This window comes from Lelliottia nimipressuralis (assembly GCF_041464075.1).
GTDB lineage: Bacteria > Pseudomonadota > Gammaproteobacteria > Enterobacterales > Enterobacteriaceae > Enterobacter > Enterobacter nimipressuralis.
The window spans coordinates 4,166,599-4,178,957 of record NZ_CP167172.1; the positions used below are offsets into that span (position 1 = coordinate 4,166,599).

At 54.3% G+C, this 12,359-nt stretch carries 12 protein-coding genes; 6 read left to right on the forward strand and 6 right to left on the reverse strand.

Going from position 1 to position 12,359, the window contains the following annotated elements; all coding sequences use genetic code 11:
- From rng to csrD, 6 genes are all read right to left on the reverse strand, one after another.
- Positions 1–1,470 carry a ribonuclease G gene (gene rng / locus ACB496_RS19955; RefSeq protein WP_100778688.1) on the reverse strand — a complete coding sequence of 490 codons (1,470 nt, stop codon included), beginning with the start codon at positions 1,468–1,470 and terminating at the stop codon, positions 1–3.
- Complete coding sequence (locus ACB496_RS19960) at positions 1,460–2,053, reverse strand: Maf family protein (protein ID WP_102105518.1); 594 nt, start codon at positions 2,051–2,053, stop codon at positions 1,460–1,462. The genes rng and ACB496_RS19960 overlap by 11 nt, the downstream gene beginning before the upstream one ends.
- Positions 2,054–2,062: 9 nt before the next feature.
- The gene (gene mreD, locus ACB496_RS19965; RefSeq protein ID WP_095283628.1) at positions 2,063–2,551 is read right to left on the reverse strand and encodes a rod shape-determining protein MreD; all 489 of its coding nucleotides are present in this window, start codon (positions 2,549–2,551) and stop codon (positions 2,063–2,065) included.
- Positions 2,551–3,567 (reverse strand): rod shape-determining protein MreC, encoded by a 1,017-nt coding sequence (gene mreC, locus ACB496_RS19970; RefSeq protein ID WP_100778686.1) that lies wholly within the window; start codon positions 3,565–3,567, stop codon positions 2,551–2,553. The genes mreD and mreC overlap by 1 nt, the downstream gene beginning before the upstream one ends.
- Positions 3,568–3,627: 60 nt before the next feature.
- On the reverse strand, positions 3,628–4,671 hold the full coding sequence (mreB, locus tag ACB496_RS19975) for a rod shape-determining protein MreB (protein WP_000913396.1): 1,044 nt from the start codon (positions 4,669–4,671) through the stop codon (positions 3,628–3,630).
- A 283-nt stretch (positions 4,672–4,954) separates the two neighbouring features.
- Positions 4,955–6,895: an RNase E specificity factor CsrD gene (gene csrD / locus ACB496_RS19980; RefSeq protein WP_102105519.1), complete on the reverse strand. Its 1,941-nt coding sequence runs from the start codon at positions 6,893–6,895 to the stop codon at positions 4,955–4,957.
- A gap of 194 nt (positions 6,896–7,089) precedes the next feature.
- Here csrD and ACB496_RS19985 point away from each other — a divergent pair, with 194 nt between their 5' ends.
- The 6 genes from ACB496_RS19985 (at position 7,090) to accC (ending at position 12,279) form a co-directional block, all read left to right on the forward strand.
- Positions 7,090–8,064, forward strand: coding sequence for an MDR family oxidoreductase (locus ACB496_RS19985; RefSeq protein ID WP_371973359.1), 975 nt, complete (start codon positions 7,090–7,092; stop codon positions 8,062–8,064).
- Positions 8,065–8,141: 77 nt separating this feature from the next.
- Positions 8,142–9,143 (forward strand): protein-methionine-sulfoxide reductase catalytic subunit MsrP, encoded by a 1,002-nt coding sequence (gene msrP / locus ACB496_RS19990; RefSeq protein WP_371973360.1) that lies wholly within the window; start codon positions 8,142–8,144, stop codon positions 9,141–9,143.
- Positions 9,144–9,743, forward strand: a complete 600-nt coding sequence (msrQ, locus tag ACB496_RS19995) for a protein-methionine-sulfoxide reductase heme-binding subunit MsrQ (RefSeq protein ID WP_371973361.1) — start codon at positions 9,144–9,146, stop codon at positions 9,741–9,743.
- A gap of 234 nt (positions 9,744–9,977) precedes the next feature.
- Positions 9,978–10,430, forward strand: a complete 453-nt coding sequence (gene aroQ / locus ACB496_RS20000) for a type II 3-dehydroquinate dehydratase (RefSeq protein WP_100778681.1) — start codon at positions 9,978–9,980, stop codon at positions 10,428–10,430.
- Between the two features lie 21 nt (positions 10,431–10,451).
- On the forward strand, positions 10,452–10,919 hold the full coding sequence (gene accB, locus ACB496_RS20005) for an acetyl-CoA carboxylase biotin carboxyl carrier protein (protein ID WP_100778680.1): 468 nt from the start codon (positions 10,452–10,454) through the stop codon (positions 10,917–10,919).
- 10 nt (positions 10,920–10,929) lie between these two features.
- Positions 10,930–12,279: an acetyl-CoA carboxylase biotin carboxylase subunit gene (gene accC, locus ACB496_RS20010; protein ID WP_100778679.1), complete on the forward strand. Its 1,350-nt coding sequence runs from the start codon at positions 10,930–10,932 to the stop codon at positions 12,277–12,279.
- Positions 12,280–12,359 lie beyond the last annotated feature (80 nt).

A 12,359-nucleotide genomic window follows, 5' to 3' on the forward strand; every position in this document is an offset into this window, starting at 1 on the left:
TTACATCATCACCACGTCAAACTGCTGCTGGTTATAGAGTGGTTCGATTTGTACTTTTACCTGTTTGCCGACAAAGATTTCCACTTCCGCCAGCGCGTGCGACTCTTCGCCTTTCAGTGCTTCTGCCACCGCAGGGGAAGCATAGACCAGAAAACGGTCGGAGTCGTAGGCGTGATGGACGCGGACAATTTCACGCATGATTTCGTAGCACACTGTCTCCACAGACTTTACCGTGCCGCGTCCGTGGCAGGTTGGGCATTCATTGCACAGCACATGTTCAACGCTTTCGCGCGTGCGCTTGCGGGTCATCTCCACCAGACCGAGCTGAGAGAAACCGTTGATGCTGGTTTTCACCCGATCTTTGCTTAGCGCCTGCTCCAGAGAGTGCAGCACGCGGCGGCGGTGATCTTCATTATTCATATCGATAAAGTCGATGATGATAATGCCGCCAAGATTGCGCAGACGCAGCTGACGCGCGATGGCCTGCGTCGCTTCGATGTTGGTGTTAAAGATGGTGTCGTCGAGATTGCGGTGGCCGACAAATGCCCCCGTGTTGATATCCACGGTGGTCATCGCTTCCGTCTGATCGATGATCAGATAGCCGCCGGATTTCAGCTCCACTTTGCGCTCCAGCGCGCGCTGGATTTCGTTCTCGACGTCAAAGAGATCAAAGATCGGCTGGCGGCCGGTGTAATGCTCCAGCAGGCCAGGCATCTCTGGGATATATTCGGCGGTGAATTCCAGCAGCGCGTCGTAGGTCAGACGCGAATCCACGCGGATTCGATCGAGCTGCGCATCAGCGAAATCGCGCAACACGCGCTGGGCCAGTGCCAGCTCGCCGTACAGTTGATAGCGGGTCTGGTTGCGTTTTTTACGCTCCATGACTTTGGTCCAGACGCGTTTCAGGTACGCCGCATCGGAGGCCAGATCGTCTTCGCTGATCCCTTCTGCCGCGGTACGGATAATAAAGCCGCCCTGCTCGTCGCAGTAAGCGCCGACCACCTTTTTCAGGCGTTCGCGCTCGCTTTCACTTTCGATACGCTGAGAAACGCCGACGTGTGAAGCGCCCGGCATAAAGACCAGGTAGCGAGAAGGTAAAGTGATGTCGGTCGTCAGACGGGCGCCTTTGGTACCGAGGGGATCTTTCACCACCTGGACCATCAAATCCTGCCCCTGGCGGACCAGCTCGGAGATGTCGCGAACGGTAAACTGCTTTTGCTCTTCACCCGCGACACATTCGGTGTGCGGCATGATATCCGAGGCGTGCAAGAACGCTGCTTTATCTAGGCCAATATCTACAAATGCCGCCTGCATACCCGGTAGTACACGACTGACACGACCTTTGTAGATATTGCCTACTATTCCGCGTCGCGCTTCGCGCTCAATATGAATTTCCTGAAGAATGCCGCCATCAATATAGGCCACTCGGGTTTCCGATGGCGTTACGTTTACCAACAATTCAGCCGTCATAATTATCCCTTCCCTCACGCAGTGAGTTAAAATTGCTCAGCAACTCATACGTTTCCACCAGCGGTAAGCCGACTACGGCGTGATAGCTGCCATTAATCTTCCTGACGAAACAGCCACCCAGCCCCTGAATACCGTATGCACCTGCTTTATCCATAGGTTCACCGCTGGCGATATAACCGGCGATTTCCTCATCGGTAAGCACTCTGAACGTGACATCCGTGACTACCAGACAATCCAGCACCTGCTGGCTATCTGCCAGTGCAACCGCCGTCATCACCTGATGCGTTTGTCCGGATAATTTGCGCAGCATTTGTGCCGCATGTTCACCGTCACGCGGTTTCTCGAGCACTTCACCGTTGAGAATCACGATGGTATCTGCCCCCAGCACCGGCAAATCACGCGGGGTTTGCGCCACGCCAGCCAGGGCTTTTTCCCGGGCCAGACGAGACACATACTGCTGCGCGCTTTCGCCATCGCCCCGTTTTTCTTCAATACCGGTGACGATACGTTCAAAAGAGACACCCAGTTGAGTGAGTAACTCCTGACGACGCGGGGAACCAGAGGCAAGAAATAAAGACGTCATAGAAACCTTTTATTGCACGGCAAACTGCTGGCGAACTTTACGCATCAGCAGGAACAGCCACGGCCAGAGCACACCGTTTACTACACTACTCCAGAACACTTCCGGTCGGAAAGAGACGTTGATCACTAAAAACTCAGCCCAGAAAACAATGATATCCGCGGCGAGGGACAACAACATCACCACCAACGCCTGTTGCCAGAGCGCGAGGTTACGGAAAAGCTGGAATTTCAGTGCGACGAGGTACGCAATAATACTCATCGACAGGGCGCGCACGCCGAGCGTTGAGCCACTGATGAGATCCAGTATGGCACCCATCACAAAACCCGTGCCCACATTTACGCGGTGCGGCAGGGCCAGGGTCCAGTAGAGTAAAATGAGCAGCACCCAGTTTGGCCGGAAAACGAGAATGTCGTCCGGCCAGGGCATGACTTGCAGCAATAACGCGATGAAGAACGAGAGCCAGATTACCCAGCGTCCCTGGCTACGATAGCTCGCCACTACTGCCCTCCCGAGGAGATTTGTGGCGGCAGCGGTGCATCCGGAGGAGGCTGCGTTAATCCCGTAGCAGGTGCAGGCACTGGCGCAGGCGGCCCCATGGAGTCCGGCGCAGGCAGAACCTGCGGCATCATCTGCATTAAGCGTTCATTGGCCACGCGATGCACCTCTTCTGGCGTCATCGGGTTGATACCGTTACGATCGGCGCCCCACAGCAGCAGCAAATAGCGCAGACGCTGTAAGCCCGCAGTTGGACGAGCCTGAATCACCGTGTACGCACGTTGCGTATCCAGCTTCACCGAGGAGACAACCGCCACCGGGTAACCTTCAGGGAAACGCCCGCCGAGACCGGAGGTGACCAGAACATCCCCCACACGAATGTCGGTGTTGGCTGGCAGATGCTCCAGCTGCAGATCGTCCGTACAGCCGTTACCGGCCGCAATAATACGGATATCATTACGCAGTACCTGAATCGGCAGCGCATGGGTGGCATCACAGATCAATAAAACGCGGCTGGTCAGCTTAGCAACAGCAACCACCTGGCCCACAACGCCTTTATCACTGATGACCGGCTGGCCTTCGTAAACACCGTTCACGCTGCCTTTGTCGATGACCACCTGATCGCTGTACGGATCGTTGACGGTGGAGATCACCTGAGTCACCATTTTCTGCTCGTCCTGACGCAGCGGCGATCCCAGCAGCTCACGCAGACGTGCGTTTTCCTGGCGATACTGGCCCAGCATCAGCAGCTCGCTGTTTTTCAGCAGCAATTCCTGGCGCAATGCACGGTTTTCAAGCTCGAGTTGGTCGCGTGATGACAAGGTTTGAGAAACACTGTCGAGTAATTCACGGGGACCATTTGATACAAAGTAGAAAGGACTGACGGCGGTATCCATGTATGTTCGGATCTGGCTGAACATACCGAGGCGGCTATCGGCGATGATGACTCCAAGCGCTACCAGCACCCCCAGGATCAGGCGAAACTGCAGCGACGGGCCACGGCTAAAAATTGGCTTCATAGGCTATGCGTATTCTCGTGTCAGAGAGAAAGGGTAGCCTTCGCTACCCTCTCAAACCGACTACTCTTCGCTGAACAAGTCGCCGCCGTGCATGTCGATCATTTCCAGCGCCTTGCCACCACCACGGGCTACGCAAGTCAGTGGATCTTCTGCAACTACGACAGGAATACCTGTCTCTTCCATTAACAGGCGGTCGAGGTTACGCAGCAGCGCGCCACCACCGGTCAGAACCATGCCGCGCTCTGAGATGTCGGAAGCCAGTTCTGGCGGGCACTGTTCCAGCGCAACCATCACCGCGCTCACGATACCGGTCAGTGGCTCTTGCAGCGCTTCGAGGATTTCGTTGGAGTTCAGGGTAAAGCCACGCGGAACGCCTTCAGCCAGGTTACGGCCACGAACTTCGATTTCGCGGACTTCGTCGCCAGGGTAAGCAGAACCGATCTCGTGCTTAATACGCTCTGCGGTGGCTTCACCGATCAGAGAGCCGTAGTTACGGCGCACATAATTAATGATGGCTTCATCAAAACGGTCACCGCCGATACGCACGGAAGAGGAGTAAACCACACCGTTCAGAGAGATGACGGCCACTTCAGTGGTACCACCACCGATATCCACCACCATGGAACCTGTTGCTTCAGAAACCGGCAGACCCGCACCAATTGCAGCAGCCATCGGCTCTTCAATCAGGAAGACTTCGCGCGCACCTGCGCCCTGAGCGGATTCACGGATCGCACGGCGTTCAACCTGAGTTGCACCGACTGGCACACAGACCAGCACGCGCGGACTTGGGCGCATGAAGCTGTTGCTGTGAACCTGCTTGATGAAGTGCTGAAGCATTTTTTCAGTCACGAAGAAGTCAGCGATAACGCCGTCTTTCATTGGGCGGATCGCGGCGATGTTGCCTGGGGTACGACCCAGCATCTGCTTCGCATCGTGTCCTACGGCTGCCACGCTTTTCGGGGAGCCGGCACGATCCTGACGAATGGCCACAACGGAAGGCTCATTCAATACGATGCCTTGTCCTTTTACATAAATCAGGGTATTCGCGGTACCCAGGTCAATGGACAGGTCATTGGAAAACATGCCACGAAATTTTTTCAACATACTAAGGGATAATCCTGAAAGCTGGGGCGGAAAAATTAAAATCCGCTTACTTTACCAACCACACGTAGCAGCGACAAGGCGCAAAAATCATCTGCTACGGTGAAAATTAGTGCAGCACGTTTCCTTATGTTACAAATTTATTTCCTGACTCCATCAGGGCTGAGTTAACAGCTGCGTCACTCGCTTTCATTTGTAACCCGTCCAGGTAAACGACTGGCGTTTTGCTCGTCATACTCAAAGCTACAGGCGCGATATTCTACGTGAAAACAAATTAAACGGCAGGTCAAACAGAGTATCTTTGCAAATATTTTTTCACATTGCTGTCAAGCGGCTGAGAGGTAGCAATAAAATCCCCCTGACCACCCGCGACACCGCGCTCCGTCAACATCTGCCATTCGCTGCGTGAACGTATGCCTGTGGCGAAGACTTGCGTTTGCGTTCCCTTGCACGCTTCCACCAGACTCTGAACCAGCAGCTGGTTTTCCGTGCGCTTTTCAATATTCCTGACCAGCCCCGGATGCAGCTTTAACAGCTCCACATCCAGCTCCTTGATCCAACTGGTACTGACCAGCGTTAAACCCGCCTGAGTCACTGCCACGCGAGCACCGAGTGCATTCATCAAACGGACGACCGGCTGTAAACGGCTGATATGTTGACAAACATCTGCCTCTGCAAGTTCAAAAATAATACGTTTCCGCTGCGATTTTTCACATTGCATCAGCACATCACGCAGCCAGCGCTGAAAACGCGGGCGAATCAGCGATTCTACCGTTACCTGTAATGCCAGATTTTCCTCCGGCCAGAAAGATAAAAATGGAATAAGGCGCGTAATTTGCTGCCGGTCGTACTCTTCCGACAGACCAAACTGCAGCACCATCGGCAAATATTCGGCGGAGACAACCTCTTCCGAGCCGTCGAAGATACGGCAAAGTAACTCGCGGTGATGCACCTGGCCGTTACGCAGCACGGCCGGTTTTTGATAAATTCGTGGCCCGCCGCGGCTCAGCATCTGTTCAATGAGCGTTCGCCAGCGCACGTTGCCGCGCCCTTTTTCCGGCAGAGAATCATCGTAAACCGCCCAGCCATTTGCTCCCTGCAGCACCGCGTTACGCGTGGCCGCTTCGGCATGCTCCATCACCTGTTGAGTTTGCTGGCCGCCGCGCCAGGCGCAAATGCCGATATGAACCATGTCATCCCGGTCGAGCATTTTGGTTGGCGGCAGCGCATCGACCGCTTTCAGCAGCTGACTGGCGATGCTTTCCGATTCTTTCAGCGTCCGGTGCGGCAGCAACACGGCAAAATCACTGCGGTGGTAGCGCGCCAGCAGCGCACCGGGATAGCGCATTATAAAGGTCGATAACAAATTGATGAGCGTAAAGAGATGCTCTTCCGCCACCGAGCGGCCCCAGGTATCGCGCAAAAGGTCAAAATCGGGCAGACGGATCACCATCACCACCCCGTGAGTACCCACCTTTTCGGTATCTTCCAGCAGCGTGGCCAGTTGATTATCAAAGAAAAGGCGGTTATTCAGCCCGGTTTTATTGTCCTGGGCGGCGTAGGACCGAATCAGCGTATCCATACGGCTGCGCTGATCGCTGGCGAACTGGATCTCTGAAAGCAACACATCCAGCGCACTGCTGGTCCGCGACGGCCATTCATAAACAGACCCGCGCACCTTAGCACCTCGTTCACCGTTTAAAATACGTACAGATCGCGATTCCAGGAGTTCCTGTCCGGAAAGCTGGCGTCGAAGCCAGCGCACCGCCAGAAAGATCAGCACCACAATAAAGCCCACCGCAACGGTGAGCGGCGCAGTGGTCATCAGTGAACGGAAATAGTTCGCCATCGGGTCCTGATAGACCAGCCTGATGGTCACCCCAGGGCTTTTCAGGGAGTGAATCGTCATCTCGCGGTATTGTGCCAGCGTCCCGGCCGGGCGATAGCTGCTCTGACGCGCATGGCTCAGGAGGACTTTGCTACCCTGTAGAATATCGATGTGTACAATATCGACCGGCACCATCAGCTCATCCAGTTGCTGAGACAGCGCGGGCAACGTTGACGTAACCAGTCGCGAATCAATGACCGAAGCCACGGACTGCACGCGGTTGGTCAGTTTGTCCTGAATGGCATTATAAAAGCTTAGCGAGCACCCCATCAGGGTGACGAAAATAGTCAGCCCCGTCAGCAGCGTAATAAAAGCTGAAAATTTCGTCGTTAATCGCATCCTTGAGATCACTCCGTTGGTTGATGGGGAGGCAGTTAAAGTGCAAGTAAGTGCTAACTTGCGTTTAGCAGGGGCATACTACCAAACCTGGTCTATCTGGCAATTTATTGCGTTAAATCGGCATAGCGTTTCAATGAGCGAGTATAGTCTTCAGAAATTATTTTCCAATCATCATGCTTAGTGAGGACATCTGTATGCAGGCTTTGATCTTAGAACAGCAAGACGGCAAAACTCTGGCGTCGGTTCAATCCGTTGAGGAAAACCGTCTCCCGGAGGGGAACGTGACTGTGGATATCGACTGGTCCAGCCTGAACTATAAGGATGCTCTCGCCATCACGGGCACCGGGAAAATCATCCGCAATTTTCCGATGATTCCGGGAATTGATTTCGCAGGTCACGTGCATTCCAGTGAAGATCCGCGCTTTCACCCAGGACAGCAGGTGCTGTTGACCGGCTGGGGCGTGGGGGAAAACCACTGGGGCGGCCTCTCCACGCAGGCGCGCGTCAACGGCGACTGGCTGGTGCCGATGCCAAAAGGTCTCGATGGCCGCAAAGCGATGATCATCGGCACCGCCGGTTTCACCGCGATGCTGTGCGTGATGGCGCTGGAAGAGGCTGGCGTTCGCCCGGACTCCGGTGAAGTGGTCGTGACCGGCGCCAGCGGTGGCGTGGGCAGTACCGCAGTGACGCTGCTGCACAAACTCGGATATCAGGTTACTGCCGTTACCGGGCGCGAAAGCACACATGATTACCTGCGTTCTCTGGGCGCAAACCGTATTCTGGGACGCGAAGAGTTCAGCGAAAGCCGTCCACTGGAAAAACAGGTCTGGGCGGGTGCGGTGGATACCGTGGGCGATAAAGTGCTGGCAAAACTGCTGGCACAGATGAACTACGGCGGATGCGTGGCGGCCTGCGGTCTGGCGGGTGGTTTTGCGCTGCCAACAACCGTGATGCCATTTATCCTACGTAATGTGCGTCTGCAGGGCGTGGATTCCGTCATGACGCCAGCGGCGCGTCGCACGCAGGCATGGGAACGTCTGGTGCGTGATTTGCCGGAGTCCTTCTTCAGCCAGAGCGCCACCGAAATTACGCTGGACCAGGCTCCGGAGTATGCCGAAAAAATCATTAGCAACCATTTCCAGGGCCGGGCGCTGGTGAAAATTGCTTAATCTTCAAATTTTCGTGACATATTCGCGATAACCCGACTCCTCCGTCATGCTTAGAAAAATGCATGCCGGAGGATGCCATGAAAAACAGAAAACTGACGGAAGCCGATGTAACGGCCGAATCTGTCTTTATGCTACAGCGCCGCCAGATCCTGAAGATGCTCGGTATCAGCGCTACCGCCCTTACTCTCACCCCCAACGCCCATGCCGACCTGCTTGACTGGTTCAAGGGGAACGATCGTCCAAAAGCCCCCTCTGGCCAGCCGCTAACCTTTACCAAACCCGCACAGTGGCAGAGTAAACTCGCGCTGACACCGGAAGATAAAGTGACGGGCTATAACAATTTTTATGAGTTTGGCCTCGATAAAGCCGATCCCGCCGCCAATGCCGGGAGCATGAAAACCGATCCCTGGACCTTAAAAATTGAGGGCGAAGTCGCCAAACCGCTCACTTTTGACCATCACGATCTCACGACCCGTTTCCCCCTTGAGGAGCGTATTTACCGAATGCGTTGCGTTGAGGCGTGGTCAATGGTGGTGCCGTGGATCGGTTTCCCGCTGCACAAACTGCTGGCGATGGCCGAGCCCACCAGCGATGCCAAATATGTCGCTTTCCAGACGCTTTACTCGCCAGAGCAAATGCCAGGGCAGAAAGACCGCTTTATCGGTGGCGGGCTGGAGTATCCCTATGTCGAAGGGCTGCGCCTCGACGAGGCAATGCATCCGCTGACGCTGCTGACCGTCGGGGTATATGGCAAAGCGCTGCCGCCACAAAACGGGGCCCCCATCCGTTTAACAGTGCCATGGAAATATGGCTTTAAAGGGATTAAATCCATTGTCAGCATTAAGCTCACCAAAGAGCGCCCGCCGACCACCTGGAACCTTGCCGCGCCGGGCGAATATGGCTTTTTCGCGAACGTTAACCCGCACGTCGATCATCCGCGTTGGTCTCAGGCGACCGAGCGCTTTATCGGCTCCGGCGGCGCGCTGGACGTGAAACGCCAGCCAACGCTGCTGTTCAATGGCTATGCCGACGAAGTGGCCTCACTCTATCGCGGGCTGGATCTGCGGGAGAATTTTTAAGTGCGCTTAACCATAAAACAGATCACCTGGCTAAAAGTGCTGTTGCATCTGGCCGGTTTGCTTCCTTTTATATGGCTGTTCTGGGCAGCCAGTCAGGGCTATTTCAGCGCCGATCCGGCCAAAGATATTCAACACTTTACCGGTAGGATGGCTCTGAAATTTTTGCTGGCAACCTTGCTGGTTTCCCCACTGGCGCGCTACGCTAAACAGCCATTATTGATACGAACACGACGTCTTTTAGGGCTATGGTGTTTTGCCTGGGCGACGATCCATCTCACCAGCTACACGTTGCTGGAGCTGGGCATTAATAATCTGGCATTGTTAGGCAGCGAGCTGGTATCGCGTCCGTATCTGACGTTAGGGATTATCAGCTGGGTGATTTTACTGGCGCTGACGCTCACATCAACGCAGTACGCACAGCGAAAACTGGGCCGACGCTGGCAACTTTTGCATAACTTCGTCTATCTTGTGGCGATCCTGGCCCCGATACATTATCTGTGGTCGGTGAAGATTTTATCCCCTCAGCCTGTTATCTACGCGCTGCTGGCTCTGGCGCTGCTGATATGGCGCTACAAGAAGTTCCGCCAGTGGTGGCGATAGTTCGCGAAACTGTGCGTATTCCCGCAGATTACTTATCAACCGCGCTTCTTTTATCAATTGCGGTTGATAATCTTCCCTGATAAGACCAGTATTTAGCTGCTAAATGCTACGAAATCGTTATAATGTGCGACCTTGGTTTTCCTGGAGGGGTTTTTCATCCCCTGAAAGGGTGACAATTGCGCATCGAAGGTATATTTTGTTTTTTACCCGAGAATCGCAGGAGATAGCGGCACAATGACTGGAAAGTTGCACATCTTAGTTTTGAACGGACCGAACCTGAACATGCTCGGTACCCGCGAACCCGAGAAGTACGGCACGCTGACATTAAGCGAAATTGTTAACCGTCTTGGGACGGAAGCAGCTGCGCTTAACGTGAGTCTTGACCATTTTCAGTCTAATGCGGAGTACGCACTCATCGACCGTATTCATCAGGCTAAAGACACTGTGGACTATATCCTGATTAATCCGGCCGCGTTTACGCACACCAGTGTTGCTATCCGCGACGCACTGCTTGCGGTAAGCATCCCGTTTATCGAGATCCACCTGAGCAATGTGCATGCCCGAGAGCCGTTCCGCCACCATTCGTATCTGTCGGATATCGCTGCTGGCGTTATCTGCGGACTGGGTGCTGACGGTTATTCATACGCTTTACAGACAGCGGTAAAACGCCTGTCACAATCACACTAAACAAGAGTACGGAACCCACTCATGGATATTCGTAAGATTAAAAAACTGATCGAGCTGGTTGAAGAATCAGGCATCTCCGAACTGGAAATTTCTGAAGGCGAAGAGTCTGTACGCATCAGCCGTGCAGCGCCAGCCGCTAGCTTCCCGGTCATGCAGCAGGCTTATGCTGCACCTGTGATGCAGCAGCAGCCTGCTCTGTCTAACGCAGTTGCCCCGGCAGCAGAAGCGCCGGCTGCAGCAGCCGCAGAAATCAGTGGTCACATCGTACGTTCCCCGATGGTTGGTACTTTCTACCGCACGCCAAGCCCGGATGCTAAAGCGTTCTGCGAAGTGGGTCAGAAAGTCAATGCAGGCGATACCCTGTGTATCGTTGAAGCCATGAAAATGATGAACCAGATCGAAGCTGACAAGTCAGGCGTTGTTAAAGCGATTCTGGTCGAAAGTGGTCAGCCGGTAGAATTTGACGAGCCGCTGGTCGTCATCGAGTAACGAGGCGAACATGCTGGATAAAATTGTCATCGCCAACCGTGGCGAGATTGCACTGCGTATCCTTCGTGCCTGTAAAGAACTGGGCATCAAGACCGTCGCTGTGCACTCAAGCGCGGATCGCGATTTAAAACACGTATTACTGGCGGATGAGACGGTCTGTATTGGCCCGGCTCCGTCCGTAAAAAGTTATCTGAATATCCCGGCAATCATCAGCGCCGCTGAAATCACCGGCGCGGTGGCAATCCATCCGGGTTATGGCTTCCTCTCTGAGAACGCCAACTTTGCTGAGCAGGTTGAGCGCTCTGGCTTTATCTTTATCGGCCCGAAAGCTGACACTATTCGCCTGATGGGCGACAAAGTATCCGCAATCACCGCGATGAAGAAAGCAGGCGTTCCAACGGTACCAGGCTCCGACGGCCCTCTGGGCGACGATATGGATGCTAACCGCGCACATGCTAAACGCATTGGCTATCCGGTTATTATCAAAGCGTCCGGCGGCGGCGGCGGTCGCGGTATGCGCGTTGTTCGCAGCGATGCAGACCTGGCACAATCCATCTCCATGACCAAAGCTGAAGCGAAAGCTGCGTTCAGCAATGACATGGTTTACATGGAAAAATACCTGGAAAACCCACGCCACATCGAAATTCAGGTGCTGGCTGACGGTCAGGGTAACGCAATCTATCTGGCAGAACGTGACTGCTCCATGCAGCGTCGTCACCAGAAAGTCGTCGAAGAAGCACCAGCACCGGGTATTACTCCGGAACTGCGTCGCTACATCGGCGAGCGTTGCGCCAAGGCGTGTGTCGATATCGGCTATCGCGGTGCAGGTACGTTCGAATTCCTGTTCGAAAACGGCGAGTTCTATTTCATCGAAATGAACACCCGTATTCAGGTTGAACACCCGGTTACCGAAATGATTACTGGCGTTGACCTGATCAAAGAGCAGCTGCGTATCGCTGCGGGTCAACCGCTGTCCATCAAGCAGGAAGAAGTCGTGGTGAAAGGCCATGCGGTCGAGTGCCGTATTAACGCCGAAGACCCGAACACCTTCCTGCCGAGCCCGGGTAAAATCACGCGTTTCCACGCGCCGGGTGGCTTTGGTGTGCGTTGGGAATCTCATATCTACGCGGGCTACACTGTACCGCCGTACTATGACTCAATGATCGGTAAACTGATCTGCTACGGCGAAAACCGTGACGTGGCGATTGCCCGCATGAAGAACGCCCTGCAGGAGCTGATCATCGACGGCATCAAAACCAACGTTGATCTGCAGGTTCGTATCATGAACGACGAGAACTTCCAGAATGGTGGAACGAACATCCACTATCTGGAGAAAAAACTCGGCCTTCACGAAAAGTAAGACCGCATACGCGTTAAAAGGCCGGATATTCCGGCCTTTTTTATTTCTGGGGATCGCCTGTGTCCCATCATGTACAATCC

Coding starts and splice junctions, on each gene's coding strand:
- rng (WP_100778688.1), bottom strand. CDS start 1,470: ATGACGGCTGAATTGTTGGTAAACGTAACGCCATCGGAAACCCGAGTG.
- msrP (WP_371973360.1), top strand. CDS start 8,142: ATGAAAAACAGAAAACTGACGGAAGCCGATGTAACGGCCGAATCTGTC.
- csrD (WP_102105519.1), bottom strand. CDS start 6,895: ATGCGATTAACGACGAAATTTTCAGCTTTTATTACGCTGCTGACGGGG.
- ACB496_RS19960 (WP_102105518.1), bottom strand. CDS start 2,053: ATGACGTCTTTATTTCTTGCCTCTGGTTCCCCGCGTCGTCAGGAGTTA.
- accC (WP_100778679.1), top strand. CDS start 10,930: ATGCTGGATAAAATTGTCATCGCCAACCGTGGCGAGATTGCACTGCGT.
- accB (WP_100778680.1), top strand. CDS start 10,452: ATGGATATTCGTAAGATTAAAAAACTGATCGAGCTGGTTGAAGAATCA.
- aroQ (WP_100778681.1), top strand. CDS start 9,978: ATGACTGGAAAGTTGCACATCTTAGTTTTGAACGGACCGAACCTGAAC.
- ACB496_RS19985 (WP_371973359.1), top strand. CDS start 7,090: ATGCAGGCTTTGATCTTAGAACAGCAAGACGGCAAAACTCTGGCGTCG.
- mreC (WP_100778686.1), bottom strand. CDS start 3,567: ATGAAGCCAATTTTTAGCCGTGGCCCGTCGCTGCAGTTTCGCCTGATC.
- mreB (WP_000913396.1), bottom strand. CDS start 4,671: ATGTTGAAAAAATTTCGTGGCATGTTTTCCAATGACCTGTCCATTGAC.